The sequence below is a fragment of the Bacillota bacterium genome (assembly GCA_013178305.1).
Classification (GTDB): Bacteria; Bacillota; Sulfobacillia; order JABLXB01; family JABLXB01; genus JABLXB01.
Genome location: JABLXB010000002.1, coordinates 237,446 through 254,461 on the forward strand (window position 1 = coordinate 237,446; position 17,016 = coordinate 254,461).

General features: G+C 62.3%; 15 protein-coding genes. All 15 read right to left on the reverse strand.

The window, feature by feature from the left end; translation table 11 throughout:
- Nucleotides 1–32: 32 nt before the first annotated feature.
- Nucleotides 33–1,412, reverse strand: coding sequence for a hypothetical protein (locus HPY55_06470; protein NPV70274.1), 1,380 nt, complete (start codon nucleotides 1,410–1,412; stop codon nucleotides 33–35).
- 116 nt (nucleotides 1,413–1,528) lie between these two features.
- The gene (locus HPY55_06475) at nucleotides 1,529–2,824 is read right to left on the reverse strand and encodes an acetyl-CoA hydrolase/transferase family protein (GenBank protein ID NPV70275.1); all 1,296 of its coding nucleotides are present in this window, start codon (nucleotides 2,822–2,824) and stop codon (nucleotides 1,529–1,531) included.
- Nucleotides 2,825–2,850: 26 nt separating this feature from the next.
- Complete coding sequence (locus tag HPY55_06480; protein NPV70276.1) at nucleotides 2,851–4,305, reverse strand: 4-hydroxybutyryl-CoA dehydratase; 1,455 nt, start codon at nucleotides 4,303–4,305, stop codon at nucleotides 2,851–2,853.
- Nucleotides 4,306–4,549: 244 nt separating this feature from the next.
- Entirely contained in the window at nucleotides 4,550–6,370 is a 1,821-nt protein-coding gene (locus HPY55_06485; GenBank protein NPV70277.1) for a sigma 54-interacting transcriptional regulator, read from the reverse strand.
- Nucleotides 6,371–6,505: 135 nt separating this feature from the next.
- Entirely contained in the window at nucleotides 6,506–7,567 is a 1,062-nt protein-coding gene (locus tag HPY55_06490; GenBank protein NPV70278.1) for an asparaginase, read from the reverse strand.
- Nucleotides 7,495–8,898 carry a HAMP domain-containing protein gene (locus HPY55_06495; GenBank protein ID NPV70279.1) on the reverse strand — a complete coding sequence of 468 codons (1,404 nt, stop codon included), beginning with the start codon at nucleotides 8,896–8,898 and terminating at the stop codon, nucleotides 7,495–7,497. The genes HPY55_06490 and HPY55_06495 overlap by 73 nt, the downstream gene beginning before the upstream one ends.
- Nucleotides 8,895–9,614, reverse strand: coding sequence for a response regulator transcription factor (locus HPY55_06500; protein ID NPV70280.1), 720 nt, complete (start codon nucleotides 9,612–9,614; stop codon nucleotides 8,895–8,897). The genes HPY55_06495 and HPY55_06500 overlap by 4 nt, the downstream gene beginning before the upstream one ends.
- Nucleotides 9,615–9,806: 192 nt before the next feature.
- A complete protein-coding gene (locus HPY55_06505; GenBank protein ID NPV70281.1) occupies nucleotides 9,807–10,274 on the reverse strand; it encodes a hypothetical protein in 468 nt (155 codons plus the stop codon).
- Nucleotides 10,275–10,288: 14 nt separating this feature from the next.
- Nucleotides 10,289–10,591, reverse strand: coding sequence for a peptidoglycan-binding protein (locus HPY55_06510; GenBank protein NPV70282.1), 303 nt, complete (start codon nucleotides 10,589–10,591; stop codon nucleotides 10,289–10,291).
- A 716-nt stretch (nucleotides 10,592–11,307) separates the two neighbouring features.
- Nucleotides 11,308–11,499, reverse strand: coding sequence for a hypothetical protein (locus tag HPY55_06515; protein NPV70283.1), 192 nt, complete (start codon nucleotides 11,497–11,499; stop codon nucleotides 11,308–11,310).
- Nucleotides 11,496–12,008, reverse strand: coding sequence for a hypothetical protein (locus tag HPY55_06520; GenBank protein NPV70284.1), 513 nt, complete (start codon nucleotides 12,006–12,008; stop codon nucleotides 11,496–11,498). The genes HPY55_06515 and HPY55_06520 overlap by 4 nt, the downstream gene beginning before the upstream one ends.
- 11 nt (nucleotides 12,009–12,019) lie before the next feature.
- Entirely contained in the window at nucleotides 12,020–13,198 is a 1,179-nt protein-coding gene (locus HPY55_06525; GenBank protein NPV70285.1) for a hypothetical protein, read from the reverse strand.
- A gap of 11 nt (nucleotides 13,199–13,209) precedes the next feature.
- Nucleotides 13,210–13,695, reverse strand: coding sequence for a hypothetical protein (locus HPY55_06530; protein ID NPV70286.1), 486 nt, complete (start codon nucleotides 13,693–13,695; stop codon nucleotides 13,210–13,212).
- Nucleotides 13,689–15,170: a hypothetical protein gene (locus HPY55_06535; protein NPV70287.1), complete on the reverse strand. Its 1,482-nt coding sequence runs from the start codon at nucleotides 15,168–15,170 to the stop codon at nucleotides 13,689–13,691. Before HPY55_06535 ends, HPY55_06530 begins: the two co-directional genes overlap by 7 nt.
- Nucleotides 15,171–15,174: 4 nt before the next feature.
- On the reverse strand, nucleotides 15,175–16,998 hold the full coding sequence (locus tag HPY55_06540) for a hypothetical protein (GenBank protein NPV70288.1): 1,824 nt from the start codon (nucleotides 16,996–16,998) through the stop codon (nucleotides 15,175–15,177).
- Between the last annotated feature and the right edge of the window lie 18 nt (nucleotides 16,999–17,016).

A 17,016-nucleotide genomic window follows, 5' to 3' on the forward strand; every position in this document is an offset into this window, starting at 1 on the left:
TTCGTGGAGTGTGTGATTGCATGTGGGCTCATTCAGCCGGCGGTCGCCTTCGCGGACACCGCATTCCAGACCTTCTCCACCACCAGGTACAACACGACGCCCGCGCCAAGTCCCCAGGCGGAGCCCTTGAGCACGAGCATGGCGCCGGTCAGCACCGCGACGGCGATGGAGTTCTTATTGCCGCCGAGCGCCAGCATCGAGATGTACGCGCAGGCGAACGCCTGGACGAGCAGCGTAACCGAGTACGCGATCGGGAGGGCCGGACGGACGACGCACACGATCGGGTAGATGAACAGCCCGAGGAACGTCATCGTGCGGAACGTGCCTACGCCACCCCAGATGGAGTACATGGCATCCTTGCCTTCCTTGTAGCGCTCCGCGACGGCCACGGTCATTGCGGCCCACAGCGGGCCGGCGTTCTGGGTGTACGGCGCGAACAGGCCGAGGCAGACGTTGCGGACGCCGCTGATGATGCTGGACCTGTTCACGTTGAATTCGATGTACTCGTCCTTGCGGGCCCTGTCGGCCTCGCCGATGACGGTCTTCGCGAAGACGAAGTCGCCGAACGCGATGACGTACACCGCAACGAGCAGGGGCAACGCCTCAATGAACAGGTTGGGAGCCGGGAATCCGATCCCGAACGGCGAGAACCTGGAGAATACCTCGCCGAACCTGGTCGGGGTGATGCTCCAGATGATCTGCGGGACTTTCAGCTCACCGACCATCGGACCTACGATAATGCACGCGATGATCGCGGGCACCATGCCGAGGTTCCCCAGCATCTTGAGTATCGGGTTCTTTGCCGCGAGATTCTTGTACCAGCCCGCGAACAGCGTCACCATGGCAATGCCGATCCCCACGAGCACGCTGACAGGGGCGTTGTCAAAACGGCCGCCCTTGGCGAATATCGAGTTGAAGGCCGAAAGGCCGGCGCCGAAGATGATACCCGACTTGAGCGACTCAGGGATGAGGTTCGCAAACCACTCGGCCAGGCCGGTAACACCCAGCACGATGAGCAGGATGCCCAGCATGAGGTTCAGGGCGATGAGGGCCTGGGTACGCACGGGGCCGATCGGGTACCTGGTCAGGTGCACAACCACCAGCGGGATCGCAGGTGTCACCCAACCCGGGATCACGGCGTCACCGAAGTACGAGTGAAGCATGTACAGGAAGCCGTTGATGATGACCATCGTCACCGCAACCTCAAAAGAGCAACCCAGGGTCTCCGTCAAGACCGGAATGGCGCCCAGGCAGGTAGCCATCATGACAAGAGCGGAAATCGCCTCGGGCCACTCCCACTCATAGTGGACAAATGGCAATCTCAGTTTGAATATCCCGAGCGGGATATACGGCTGTTCATTTTCAGGGCCTTCCTTGCGCTTCAGGATCGCTGGAACGTATACTCCCACAATTTGGCCTCCCTTCGCTCATTTCTGGTTCCACACAGAATTGGAGCCTGAGACGACTTGCGCGAGCCGGTAACCACCTCCTTCGAAAAGGACCCCGGGCGGGGCCTGCAGCCGGGCAGCTACAGGATCCCCGCCTTCTTTGCGCCTTCCTTGAGGCTCTCCCGGAAGTCCGGGTGCGCGACGGCGATGAGCTCCTGCGCGCGCTGCTTGATGCACTTGCCCCTGAGCCGGGCTATTCCATACTCGGTCACCACAACGTCGACGTCGTTCCTCGACGTTGTGACCGCGGCCCCCTGGTCCAGGGAGATGACTATCCTCGAGTACTTCCCGCCGCCGGCGGTCGACGGCATCGCGATGACGCCCCTGCCGTTCTTCGCCTTGCCGGCGCCGCGAATGAAGTCAACCTGGCCGCCGGTCCCACTGTACTGCCTGAACCCGATGGACTCGGAGCAGCACTGGCCCTGCAGGTCCACCTGAAGGGTGGAGTTGATTGCGACGAGGTTATCGTTCTTCGCGATGACCCACGGATCGTTGGTGTAATCAACCGAATACATGCTCACCATGGGGTTGTCGTTGACAAAGTCGTACAGCTTCTTCGTCCCCATGAGGAACGTGCACACCATCTTACCTGGGTGGAGGCTCTTCTTGCGGCAGGTGACCACGCCGGCCTCGACGAGCTCCACGACGCCGTCCGAGAACATCTCCGTGTGGATGCCCAGGTCCTTCTTGTCTTTAAGGAAGCTCAGGACCGCGTCCGGTATTGCGCCGATGCCGAGCTGAAGAGTCGACCCGTCGGTGACGAGCGAGGCGACGTTCTCGCCGATGGCCCTCTCCACCGGCGTTATTTCCGGCCTGGGCAGCTCGAGCAGGGGCGAGTCGGCCTCGACAATGAAATCGATATCCGACACGTGGATGAACGAATCACCCAGCGTCCTTGGCATATGTTTGTTGACCTGGGCGATAACGTATCCCGCCCCGTCGGCCGCGGGTTTGGTATAGTCCACCGAGACTCCGTAGCTGCAGAACCCCGACGCATCAGGGGGCGACACCTGGATCAGCGCGACGTCAACAGGAAGATAGCCCTCCCTGAACAGGTTCGGGATCTCGTGGAAGAAGCATGGTGTGTAATCGGCGCGCCCCTCGTTGACGGCCTTCCGCGTGCTACCGCCGACGAACAACGCGTTGTGCCGGAAGTGGGGGGCCATTTCGGGCTTGCAGTACTCCGCCGGGCCCATCGCCACCATGTGTACGACCTCGACGTTCTCGAGCTCGGCCGCGCGGTTCACCATGGCCGTGGTCAGAACCTGCGGTTCACCGCACGCGTGGCCGACCACTACCCGGTTGCCCGGCTTGATGGCCCTGGCCGCGTCTTCCGCGCTGCAAAGTCTCTTCCTGTATTCGTCTCTCCAGTGCAACCTCTTCGTCCCCCCTGCTCAGGCGGTTATTCCTTCTCGATGCCCGCGATGACTTTAGCCAGCTTCTTCTTTGCGTCGATGTTGGCTTGCCTGTTGATCATGATCCTCTGTGCCTGCGGCGAGCCGGCGCCGTGCATGGATTCGGTCCTGTAGCCGACGGCGGCCGCGCCGAGCGTGAGGTTCTCGACCAGGCGGAGCATCCTCATCCTGTGCTCGGTCGGGATTCCCTTGACGCCGCAGAGGTACTTGTCGATGAAGGGCCCGATCTCGGGGTTCTTGTAGTCCTGCTCGGACGGCATCGTCACCATGATACCGCCCGCGATGTCCTCGGCCAGCCTGGCGATCTCGTACGGAAACCTGGTGACGTTCTGCTTGCAGACGTTCGCGAGCAGGAGGTCGATCAGGTAGGTGCCCGACGACATCTTCTTGCCCTCGCAGGAGCATGCAATGCCACAGGCGTACAGGGTCTCGTTCAGGTGCACCATTTCGATGAGCTTCTCCCTGATGTGGGAGACCTTCGCGCAGCCGTTGTAGTCGGCCATCGTGGCCGCAGCACCGATCAGGATGTCGCCCACGCCGACCTTGCAGCCGCCGTAGCTCTGCCTGTGGTAGCCCGCGAACCTTTCGACGAGAGCGCCGGAGAACTCGTACTCCCCGCACATGAATACCCTGTCCCACGGGACGAAGACGTTCTCGAATATGACCAGGGCTTCATGCCCGCCGTACTTCGCGTTTCCGACGTCGATGTCGCCGCCCTCAATCTTGCGGGTGTCGGATGCCTGGCGGCCATAGATGTAGATAATCCCCTTCGTGTCGGTCGGCACGGCGAAGCACACCGCATAGTCCTTGTCCTCCTCGCCCATCGTGACGGTGGGCATCACGAGCACCTCGTGGGAGTTGAGGATGCCGGTCTGGTGACACTTCGCACCCTTGACGACGATGCCGTCGGATCTTTTCTCCACGATGTGGAGGTACAGGTCGGGGTCTTCAAGCTGGAACGGCCTGAGCGACCTGTCACCCTTGGGGTCAGTCATGGCCCCGTCAACCGTGAGGTCCTTCTCCTGGACGTACTCGAGGTAGTCCCTGAACTTCTTGTTGAAGTTAGTTCCGAGCGCCTGGTCCATTTCGAATGTCACGGTATCGACGGCATTGAACGCGTCCATGCCCACGCAGCGCTGGAAGCACGAGGCGGTCTTCTGCCCCATGATCCTCTGCATCTTAACCTTGCTAATGAGGTCGTTAGTGTTCTGGTGGAGATGGGTGAAGCGGTTGACAACCTTGCCGTTGATGCTGGATTTAACCGTGAACAGCTCCTGGTACTGAGGGTCCTGCGCCATCTCGTACGTCTTCGCGACGGAATTCAGCGAGGGCCTTACCATGGGGTGGTCGACCACGTTGTCGACCTTCTGCCCGAGGATGTAGATGTCTCTCTTCAGTCTCCTCAGGCTGTCGATGTATTGCTCTCTGGTCATCAATGCCATGAAGGCAATCCCCCTTTCGGTCCGGGTGAGTAGCAAGGTTCATGCCGTGGGAACCACAGCCGGGGATCGCGCCGCCAGCCCTGCTGGCAGGCGGTTCGCCGGGGGAAGGCCTGGCAACTCGAGGCGACACGCAAAACGGCGCTGTGCAAACTGGCACAGCGCCGCGCGCGCTTCGTCCCAAGATCATCATCGATTTACCCTTGTAGCGGCACGGACTCCGGTGTGCCGAATTGCACACACCGGATCAGATATGCACAATCCTGCCCTCACCCGGCACATTCAGCTTGTGCCTGGCAGCCTTTCTTATGAATGTCGTTCGGTGCATCCCCAGGGCTTCGGCCGCCTTGGTCGGGTTGCCCCACGTGGTGAGGGCGTGAAGGAGGAGACTCTTCTCCGCTTCCCTCATCGTAGCGCGGTAAGAGACCGGAGCAGCGTTTCCCGTGGGTCCGGACGTGGCCGAGATGATCGCGGCGGGGAGCGACTCCGGTTCGATGACGTCCCCTTCAGTGAGTACTACCGCTTGCTCCACCACGTTCTCCAGCTCGCGGACGTTCCCCGGCCAGTGGTACTGGATCAGCCTGTCCATCGCCCTCGGCGAGATGCGCTTGTCCAGGCCGTACTTGGAATTCAGTCTCGCGAGAAGATTGAGTACCAGCGGCGGGATGTCGTCGCGCCGCTCGCGGAGCGGCGGGATCCTTACCATTACCACGTTCAGCCTGTAGTACAGGTCCTCGCGGAATCTTCCCTCGTCGACCATCTTCTTCAGGTCCCTGTTCGTAGCGGCGATTATCCTGGTGTCAACCTGGATCTCCTTGGAGCCCCCCACTTTCATGATCTCGCGCTCCTGCAGGAGCCTGAGCAGCTTCACCTGGAGGTTGGTGGAGAGCTCCCCCACCTCGTCGAGGAACAGGGTCCCGCCAGCAGCCATCTCGACGAGCCCGATCTTGCCTTCCCTGCGGGCGCCCGTGAACGCGCCCCCCTCGTAACCGAACAGCTCGGACTCGAGCAAGGATTCGGGTATCGCCCCGCAGTTGATCTTCATGAACGGGCCGTCACGCCGCCTCGACCTGAGGTGTATGGTCTTCGCCAGCACCTCCTTGCCGACCCCGGATTCACCGAGTATCAGCACTGTGGAGTCAACCCTCGCCACTCGAGCCGCCAGATCCAGCGCCTTCCGCATCTCGGCGCTCTGGGCGACCACGTGACCGACGTCCAATTGCTGCGACCGGAGTTCCTGGAGCTCCGAGTAGTATCGTTCGCTCAGTCTCATGGTCTCCTCCAGCTGGGTCTTGAGGTTCTCCAGCTCCGTGAGGTCGCGGACGTTGGTGACGACGCCGACGATGTTCCCCCACTCGTCGTATATGGGGTTACCGGTGACGATTACGCTCTTGCCCGTAGGCCTTATCTCCTGCATGATCGTCACCGACTTTTTCTCCCTGAGGACGATCAGCGTCACAGACTGGTCGAAGAAGCCCGCGTCGACCAGGTCCTTCATGTGACGGCCCAGGACTTGCCGGCGCTTGAGACCGGTTATCCGCTCGTAACCGGAGTTCACCCTGGTGGTTACGCCCTTGCCGTCGGTAACGTAAATCCCGTCGAAGCTCGACTCGATGATGGCGTCGAGCTCCTTGGATATCATCTTGTACGATTGCAGCTCCTTGCTGATAGATTCCAGTTCGGAGACGTCCTGAAATATGCCGACCGCGCCGACGACGCGGCCGTCCGATGCGAATATGGGAGTCCTGTTAGTGATGCACAGCCTGTCGTTGACGAATAATTTGCCACCCACCTGCGACTGGCCGGTTTTCAGCACCTCGGGGAGGCCCGTGGTGGGAATGATCTCGGTGATGTGCTTACCCAGGACCTCCGCCGCAGGTTTCCCCACCAGCCTCTCAGCGGCTGAGTTGAATATGGTGATCAGGCCACGGTCGTCGATGGCGACGATACCGTTGTGCGCCGACTCGAGTATCGCCTGGAACTGGGCGCGGCGTGCCGCCTCGGTGGGGATCTCGCCGTGTGGGGTCGCGGGTGGATTCCCGATAAAATCCTCACCGGGTTGGCGCATCCCCGAAGGATTCAGCGCCATCGTCGTGTTCGGCTGATGCTTGTTCATTCGCGAGCTCTCACCTACCTGGCTTCGCCTATTGCTTCCGTATGTCCGTGTCGAACAGTCCAGAGCGTTCCGGGTCGGGCAACGGCGCTAGTAACGCCCCTGCTCAAACGCCTCCCGGATCTGCCGGCGATCGAACCCCGCACCGAGGGCCGCCATGAGCTTCATTCGCGCCTTCTGGCCGTTGAGATTGTCGCCGAAGATGACCCCCATCTCCCTCAGGCGTCTGCCCCCGCCATCATAACCGTAGGTGTCGAGGACGCGCCCCCGGGGACACCTCGATACGAGGACGACTGGTATGTTTCGTGAGATGGCGTAGCGTATCCCTTCCGCCATGGGAGGCGTCACGTTGCCGCACCCCGTGCCCTCCACCACGATCCCGTGTGTCCCGCAATCGACCGAGTACCTGATCAGCCTGTCGTCGACGCCTATAGCCGCCTTAAACAGGTCAACCCTGGCGTCCAATCGCGCGGTGGGGATGTGTACCCGCGGCGGAGCGTCCCTGTAATACAGGACGCGGCCCTTTTCAACGATGCCGAGCGGGCCGAAGTCGGGGCTGCGGAATGCGTCGACGCATTCGGTGTGGGTCTTGGTGACTTCCGCCGCGGCGTGGACCCCCTCATTCATCACCACTAGCACTCCCCTGCCTGTGGACGACTGGGACGCGGCTACGACCGCGGCCGCCATGAGGTTCCCGGGACCGTCCCACGACAGCTCCGAAGCGTTGCGCATCGCCCCGCAGAATACCACGGGTTTCGCGGGGTCGAGTACCAGGTCAACGATGAAGGCGGTCTCTTCCAGCGTGTCGGTCCCGTGAGCGACGACAACGCCCGTGACGCCAGAATCCGCCAGGGCCGAGCCAATATCGCGGGAGAGCCTGAGGCAGTCATCGGGGGTCATGTGCGGCCCAGGCAGCCGGGCGAAGTCGCGGATTTCCACCTGGGCAATGCTACGTATCCCGGGCGCGCTGGCGACGATCTGCTCCCCGGACAGCGCGGGGATCACCCCGCCGGTAACGGGGTCGACCACCATCGAGATGGTCCCCCCCGTGAAGAACAATACGAGCCTCGCGGTCACGTTTAGCCCTCCTTTTCGGGCGCCACGGGAAGTGTAAAACAGAACCTGGTCAGCCCGGTGGAGGCGTCGACCCATATCCGGCCGCCCATCGCCTCCACGAGCGCCCTGGCGACGGCGAGCCCCAGACCCGTGCCGCCGCTTTGCCGGTTCCTGGACTTGTCACTCCGGTAGAACCTCTCGAACAGGTGGGGAATTTCCTCCCCCGAGATGGGCTCTCCGTTGTTGGATACGCACACCTGGACGAACCCGGCGTCCGCCGGCTCCGCCTCGATTCGCACCTCCCCGCCCTCCAGGGCATAGCGCAACGCGTTGCTGAGCAAGTTCATCATCACCTGCATGAGGCGGTCCCCGTCCGCCAGGGCAGCCGGGACTCCCGCCGGGACGGCGACGCTGACCTCGATTGAGCGCGAGAGCGCCTGCGGCCCGACCGCCTGCGCCGCGCGCTCCAGCGCGGCCGCCAGTTCGATTTCTTCAGTCACCAGTGGCAACTTGCCGGCCTCACTCAGGCTGAGGTCCTGGAGATCAGCCACCAGCCTCGACATCCTCAGAACCTCGTCGTGGAGGGACGCGACCGCGTCGGGCGTCGGCTCGACGAGGCCTGCCTGCATCGCCTCGAGGTTCGACCTCAATATGGCCAGCGGGGTGCGGATCTCGTGGGCCATGTCGGCAACCATGTTGCGCCTGACGGCCTCGGCCTTCTCAAGGGCCCCGGCCATCTCGTTGAACGCCGACGCCAGCTGTCCGAGCTCGTCCTGTTCCCCGGTGGGCAGCCTCACCGAGAGGTCCCTCGCGGCGAGCCTGCGCGACGCCTCCGCGAGCGAGGCGACCCTTCGCATCAGGTCCCTGCTGTATGAGGCGCCAAGCACGAATGAGAGCAGGATGCCGGCCGCCGCTGCCAGCAACGCGGCGGCAAGCACCGACCTCCTGAACGTGTTCTCCAGGGACGCGACCACCCTGCCGGAGGGGTCCGGCGCCCCTGGAACTATCGCCACGGCTCCCACGTTGCGCCCTCCTGCGGTCACCGGCACGGAGTCCAGACCCCGCAACTGGATCCTGTCCCCCACCTGCATCCCGTATGAGTCGGCCACAACGATACCGGTTTCATCCATGAGCAGGATGCGGTCGATCATCCCGCCGGGGACATTTGTTGCCCACCGTCTCTGGCCGTACATGCCCATCCCGGGGCCGCGAAACACGAGCAACGCCTGCACGCCTTCCCACGAGCCGGCCCGCTCGTAGTACAGAGAGAACAGCGCGGCGAGCTCCCTGGCGCGGGCGCGGCGCTGGTTCGATGCGTAGTCGGAGAAATACACGGAAGTAGCGAACAGGGAAAAGCCGGCGGTCACCGCCGTCGCCACCAGCGCCACAACGAGTAGTGAAACGAGGATCCGCGACCGGAATTTCACCCGTTATCCCCTCCGGTCTTGCCCGCCTGAAACGCCTGAGGGACCATCTTGTACCCTATCCCGTAGACCGTGAGTATGTGAGCCGGGTTTGACGGGTCAAGCTCGACCTTCTTCCTCAAGTTGAGGATGTGCGTGTCGACCGTGCGCTCGTATCCTTCAAAAGCGTCCCCAAACACCGCGTCGAGTATCTGAAGTCGCGTGAGCACTCTTCCCGGATTGCGCATGAGTAGCGAGAGTATCTTGAACTCGGCCGGGGTCAGCGCTACCTCCTGCCCACGCACCTTTACCGTGTGCGACGGCACGTCGAGCTCGATGTCCCCGGCCTCAAGACGCTCTATGACGCGGGCCTGCTCGGACTGGTATCTTCGCAGTACAGCTCTAACGCGCGTGGCGAGTTCGCGAAGGCTGAACGGTTTGGTTATGTAGTCGTCGGCGCCGATCTCGAGGCCGACGAGCTTGTCGGCCTCCTCGGACCGCGCGGTAAGCATGATGATGGGGACGTTGCTGGTCCGCCGGATCTCCCTGCAGACGTCTAGCCCGTTCATGCCGGGGAGCATGAGGTCCAGCACGACGAGTGATGGGTTGCCGTTCCTGACCGCGGCCAGGCCGGAGGGGCCGTCGGACGCGACCTCGACGGTGAAACCCTCCGACTCGAGGTACCGTGCGATAACGGAACTCAGTTTGCGCTCGTCCTCAACCACGAGTATCTTGGGCAACAATGCCGCCTCCCCAGTGCGCTAACGCCGCACCCCAACCAACCAGTACTTCCTCACAGTGCACTCCTCCTTCTTCATTGTTGCGTCTCACGCGGTTTGCGACAAAATCTCAGACCCATGCGACAGACCCATGGGCGCATACCTATGCACAGCGAGTGCATAAGCATGCGCCCCTTGTGTATAGCGCATGCATTAAGGTGACGAGCCCACGGCGTCGGCGGCCTCGGTGGAACGCTTCGTCTCACCCGTCATATCGCCCCCATATAGCGTCCGACGGGGCGGCGTGGTGGCCACGAAGGGATTCGCAGGTGCCGTGTGCTGCTCTACCTGTTCCTCCCCTGCAGGCGGAGCGGAGGCGTAGCCGAATTTGCCCGCGATGTCCTTCATGAACTTCAGGGTCAGCGCTGTCACAGCGGCCCAAAAGACGGCCAACAGGGGTGCATAGAACATGCCCCCCAATCCGAGGACCGCTACCAGGTAGCAATCCTGGTAGTGCGTTGCCAAAGCTTGCGGCAGCTTAGTCCACGAGAACTCGCCCTGGAATAGGGCTCGTCCGATCCCGAGGAGCCAGTCGATGGTGGCCAAGGCCACCAGCAGCAGTATGCCATTGACCACCCATGGATTGTACACGAGCTGCAGCGGAATATAGTCGGTCGGCACGATCTCAACCTCCCTTAGTTGATTATCTCTCTAACACGCGTCAGCTTCTCCTCCGCCTCCAACGCCCTAGCCCTCCATGCCGCAGCGTCGCAGACGAGAATCTCCTCGATGATGCTTCCCCAGGTCTTCGGTCCCACGATGCCATCCACGACCAGGCCGTGCTCCCGTTGGTAGTCCCTGACGGCGCCGTCGAGCGCGTCGTCGAAAACATCCCTCTGCAGGCGGAGTGCAGCTGCCAGGAGCGGCACAGCGCCGCCGACCATCCCCTTCTTGAGCGTCGGAAGACCTGGAGCGGGCGTGATTCCTTGCGCCGGCATCGTCAGCGCCTCCCAGTATTCCGCCCGCATATGCTGCCAGGACCACAGACTGTGCCCTGGCAATCCGCGGCCAGCGACCAGTGAGCGGAACAGCGCGATCTCCGCGGCGCCGGCAAGGTCGTATGCCTGCCCTGCGGGGGCGATTGGCCTCTTCAGCCCCAGGTCGGCGTGCGACCGGAGCGACTTCTCAAGGCACGCGGCTGGGTCCGTCCCGATCGTCGCCCAGTATACCTGCGGGATTGCCACGTCGCAGAGGGCATCGTACACGGCGTATGGCAGCCGGCGGTGCAGGATTGGGTAGGCGAACGACGAGTACCCAACGCACGCCTGCGGTGCCTTGTTCCTGATTGCCTCCAGGAATCTCCTGGCCAGGTCGACGTTCCCCTGCGCGCGCTCGATCTCCGCTTCGACGTCGGCTATGTACCAGTCCGCGCCGTTCGCCAGGGCATCCAGGGCCAGCGCAGCTTCTCTATCGGGATACGAGTGATAGAGATATCCCCAGGCGCCCACCACGAGGCCGGCCGCCTTAAACACCGGGAGAGCGCGGAGGAACGGTTCTCTGAACTGCTGGGGACCGCCGCCCTCGTGGAACTTCACCAGCAGGCCACGGATGCCGTGCTCCCGTGCTTTTTCGGCTATGGCACGGGCGTCGCCACCCTCGCACTTCTCCAGTTCCCAGATCCAGACATGCCCGCCCTCATAAGGCTTCATGGAGTTCACTCCTGTCTCCGTTGCAGCCCCTGCGGCGGGTCTGGGACGCGGAACTGCGGGTTCTTCCGCCGCGCCTCGGCCTCCAGGGCCTCCAGGCGGGCGAGCAGGTCCTGGCGCTCCAGTTCCTCCTGCGTCGGCTCGCGGTTGATCTTCACGGCCACCCTGCCAGCGGCTTTCATAATCACCTGCTTTTTCATTCAGCCCTCACCTCCACACCCGCACGCCCGTGTCTGGCAGATATCGCCTCGATGCCATACACCCCGGCTTCCGCACTCGAAAACTCAAGGGTCGCCATGCGATTGACCGTTGTCGTCACAGCAGCCTGCTCTCCGTTGACCTCGAAGATAACCTCGCCGTCCTCTGCCCCATCCGGCAGCATGACGGTCACTGTTGCGGTATCCACGCCATCTGCAACGATCTGTGCCTTGTCAGTGACCACGGCCAGCCGCTCGTAAATGATGACGCCGGATGGTTGCCCCGCCTCGTCGAAGGTCAAGTCATACGAGCCGCTGGCGAGAATCGCGGCGACAGTCTCAGCACTCTCGTTGTCGTTGAGCCGGTATTCCCCATAGTCCTGGGCGGTTCCGCCGAGCTTGCGGATAGCGTTCTGGACCTCGGCCTCGAACGCAGGGCCGTCGGGCAAATTGGAATTCGTGCCCGAATTGGAGGCAATCGCTCCATCGGTCCTGCGATAAACGACAAGCATCGGTATCCCTCCTAGCCGAATGCGACCCAGCTGTATGTCTTTCCGCTGTAATTCGTCCACCCGCTGCCGCCCACACCGTCAACTTGAAAACCGTTGGCAGTAATGATAGGAGCCTGTGTGTCGATCACTTCTCCGGCCGTCACCGAACCAGTGGTGCCGGTGGTACCAACCGCATACATACCGCAAGAGACCCCCGTATCAGATCCCAACCCCCAGTAGAATCCAGCACCGCCCCAATCAGAACCGAGGACTACGAGTTTCGGCCGGAAACCCACTGTAATCACCCTATCCGCAGCGCCATCCCCGACGTATGAACCGCTCGCCTGCCTGCAATAGGCAGAGGCCGCGACCCCGCCGAGCTGATCCGCAGTCGCCGCCGCCCCCACCCTCCCGCTCGCGTTGGTCACAGGGATCCTTCCCGCCTCGGTCCCGCCGGGGGAGGTCAGAGCTGCCGACGCGATCTTCGCCAAAGTCACCGAGCCGTCGGGGTGGTCGATGGTGGCAGCGGTCTTATGAGTCGTCAGACTGGTAGACACGGCGTCCACTGTATCCTTCCTCGCAATATCGTCCGCCGCCGCCGGCGCCGCCACCTTGGCCCGGCCCTGGGCGTCGCGCTGCATGATTGCTCCAGCGGTCGCCGCCGATGTGGAGGCATCCAGTTTCGCCTTGTCGGCGGCCGCCATGAAGCCGGCAACCGATCCAGTCGCGGCGGGATGCTCGGAGCCGCCGGCAGTCCTGTGACTCTGCAAGTCGGAGTCAAGGGCGTACTGCGGGTGCGGGTCGCCCGCGCCAATATGAGACTCAACAACATCGAGGGCCTTCCTGCCCATGGCGTCAGGCAGCATGCTCCGACCATCTGCAACGGTGATCTGGGAGAGCGTCGCGCCTGTGGCCACCGTCCCGAGCAGCACGCACCCTGTAGCGGCCGCCGCGTTCGTCGTGTACTGGAATGTGGAGTCGCTCAACCGGAGCCATATGTAATAAGTAGTATTGGGGGCCGGAGCATTGATATCCAGGGTTGAGACGGCCGCCTTGGACACCGTGACATCTCCATACCTGGCGCGCCCACGGCCGATCGTGACGACTATCTTCGAGCCGTCATAGGCAGCCGAGCGGACATCGAACGGCTCGTTCAGCCGCTCAGCCGATATTCCCGGTGCTCCCCCGTTTGTGAACCTGTCGAAGAACATGGCCGCTCTCCTTATGGCGCAACGCGCCTGAGATAGTCACGCCTTGTTATGGTGAGGCTTTCCTGGTCGGTCTTGTTGATGTCCACAATGGCCCTGGCCACCAAGATCCCACTGTTCGGGTCCAGGGTCGCACTGGCCCCGCCGAAAAGGCCGATCTCCCGTATGTGCACGTTCGCTTCACTATCAAGGTAGAAGACCGTTCCGAGCAGTTCTCCGAAGGTCGACTCGAATGACATCTGCTTTCGGGTACCCGCGACCTCGGCGCCCAGACGTGTATCTCCATCGGCCGCCGGCGTCGGGTCTGTCCCGACCGCTATGTACTTGAACCCTTCGGCTGCGGTTCCGGCCCATAGGTCCTGGGTCAGCTGGATGCCGGCATCGGTGATGTGATTGGCCACCCGGTAACGTCTAATCTCACCGCATGGCCCCCAGAGCGTTATCTCGAACGCCCCTCGCCAGGCCCATCGCTCGCTGAACCCCAGTCTCCGCCTCAGCATGGTAGCAACTCCTCCGACGGATAGAGATCCTCTGACGGGATCGGGCAGGCGTGCCTCACATAGATAACCTCACCGGCCCATCCCCAGTCATCCGACACGTCCATGTAGCGTTCAATCCGCTGGTTGCGGCTTGTCTCCTTTGCCTCCAATCGGTTGACCCTCTGAAAGAGGTCGAATACTGCATCCTCATCGGTCACCGGGGCCTGGTTCAGAGTGACGGTTATGTGGAGCTGCCCGCCAGCGGTCTCCCTGGTGACCGAAACACACGGCATGAGATGATCGATGCCCTCGGAGGGAATCCGAACCTGAGCATACATACCCGACCTCAGCCCGAACGCCGTTATTCCCATGCCAACCGGCCTGATGGGATAGGCGCGCTCACGCAAGAACGCGTCGGCGATCTGCTCCGCCTCCGCTCTGACTGGCCGGGGGTCCTTGACGACCTTCTCATGGCGCTCACCAAACAGCGCGATGCTACCGGCATCCTCCCGGCGCACGATAACCGGCATCTCAGCAGTGTAGACCGCCTTGACTTCCTGGCCGTCTACCGCCGGCGCCACAGCGAACCGGATGAACCGGTTCTCCACGTTATAGACCACCTGGGCGGTAGCCGCGTCGGCGGACCCGTCCTCGGCGACCGTCTGTTCGACCCCTCCGAGATATACCTGGGGCGGGGCATCCAGGTAGACAGTCTGGCCGCCTGCCTGGAATTGTCGGATAAGGGGCTGGTACTGAAGCATATATTGCGCCTGGCCAGCCTTCGAGGCTTGTAGGTCCTCGAAATCCGTATCCCTGACTTTCGCCGGCACAAAGACGACGTTTGCGACCTGGGGCATCTCCTCGGTTATCACTAGGGAGTCTGGTACGATGTTCATTTCCTCGTCCAGGACGGTCCCGAAGACTGACCTCTGGGGATCCCAGAATTCTAGAGCGTCGTTCCGGATGCGCCAGGCCCAACCGGTTCGCCGGCATATCTCCTCCATGAAATCAAACAGGGTATCGAGGTTCGAACTGATAGCCCCGATTCTCTTGGAGCAGACTCCAACGCTCGCTAGGCTCACGCTGGCAGGGCCGTACCGCGTCCAGGCGTCGATGACGATATCGGAGGCGGTCTGGACATCCTGCTTCGGCCACGAGTCGATGAACCTGTAGTGGGAAGCAAGTATGGTGTCATCCACGCAACTCAGTTCAAGGACGGGGACCCCTTCGAGTCGCTTTCTCGGCTTTGTGACGACAGTGCCGGTGAATTCGTCAATGGCGGTCCCGACCTGCTGGAAGACCTTGACCCGCGCATTCAGCGTGAGCGCGTTCCATACCTCATCAGGCACGTCGGGAGTCTTCACCACGCTGAAGGAAAACGCCGACACGCGGCTCTTGGTGCTGTCCTCTATCTTGAGACCTTGAGCCGGGATCGCCGCCCACGCGCCGGCGACGTAGACTGAGACTATCTCGGTAAACGGTTCAGTCACCGGCATGCGCTCACCCCGCTACTCCGTAGCCCAAGCGAATTCCACGCCTACCAAGACCTCGCACGATCTGGTTTGCCGCGTCGCGTCCATCCTGGAAGGTCGAGCCCCTCATATCGATGTAGACTTCCGTCGCGCTGCCGGCAGCCCTCACGCCCTCGGCCACAATGGGCACGATCCTGTCGAGCGGGAGGATCGCCTCATCGCCAGCCTCACCCATCATGCCGAGGACCGGCTGTGTAGCAATACCGCCCGCGGCGAGGAGAGGGATCTCGCGTATATTGAAGCCCCACGACCTGCCCCCGAGGACGGGAACCCAGTCCGGAATGGAGAAATGCACTCGGTTGAGGCCCCTGATCATAGAGTTAATGGCCCCGACAATTGAGTTAATGACCGACTTGATTGACGAGAGAATGCCGTTCCAGACGCCGGCGGCAGTATCCTTGATTCCCTGCCAGGTCTTGCCCAGGAAGGCGCTGATGCTGCCCCAGGCATTGACGAGCCAGTCCCAGGCCCCCTTTACCGGCGTGATGATGTGCTCCTTTATCTCGCTCCATACAAGGGCGGTCTTCTCCTTGATCCAGTCCCAGTTGGCGACGATGAGTGCGACGAGGCCGATGACGGCCGCAATTACCAGCGCCACCGGGTTGGTGGCCAGGGATACCAGCGAAGCGCCCATGCTTTTCACCGCAGGTATAACGCTTTTCCCGATTCCACTTGAGAAGAACTCATGAGCCTGGTTGGCCGCGAGGATCGCGGGACCCAGGGTTGTCATTGCCTGGCCGACGTCGTCCAGCGGCTGCAGGTAGTCACCCATGGCGACCTTTGCGATGTCAAGTTTAGCCTTCAGCGCATCGTACCAGCCGAGGTTCTTCTCATTTGCCGCGGACAGCCTCTCGGTCATGCCGGCGGTCTGTTCGAGGCTTGCCCTTTGCTGGTCGATGATGGGTTGAGCGATCCCGAGCGAGGCCCAGAACTGCTCACCACTGCCCTTCGCCTCTGTGAGCGCCTGGCTGAGGAGAGTGATTGCCGGCCGGCCTCGAATGCCGCTGGCCTCGATGGATGCCAGGGCCACCGCGACATCCTCCATGGAGAGGTTGGCCGCCTTGATGTCGGGTGCCACCCTCGACATGTACATGCCGAACTCCTGGACCCCCACGCTGGTCTTCTTTTGCAGGAATGTGAAGGTGTCCAAGTGCTCGTTTATCTGCGTGAGAGGGATATCGAATGCCGAGAGGGCCCGGTCGGCGCTGTCGAGGTTGGCCGCCATCTCGCCGCCCAGGGCGTCCGTCATGAGGTCCACCGCGTTGACCATCGACTCAATCTCCTGGGCAGTGAAGTTGCCGCGGCGTCCGATCTCCTCGATGGACATGGCGATCTCGCCTGCGGACAGTCCGGCGTTGGCATTGCTGTAGGTGAGCTGCCTTATCTGCTCGTTAGTCATACCCGTAACGATTGCCGCCCGGTCCATCGCCGAGCTCACGTCGAAGGTATCGGAGGTGAGCTTGCCCAGGCCCACTCCAAGCGCGGTGACGCCGGTACCCAACTGGTTGATCGGGTCGCTCAGCCACTGCTTTATGACATCACCCAGGCCCTTCGCGCTGTTGCTGGCCGTGCCCATGGCGTCCGACATCTGTTGCCCGGCGCCCTGAGTAGTGTCTCCGACGTTCCGAATGGCCTCGGCTGCCGTCGCGGAGGCCTGGTCAATCTCGCTGCCGGCTTTTGAGTAAGCATCAGAAGCAGTGCGCGCCGCGTCGGTCGCGTTTCCCATGACCGCCTCGATGGCAGAGGAAGCCTGGTCTATCGCTCGCAGTGCTATCTCAACGACGGTTGCCACGCTTCCCCTGCCTCCCCT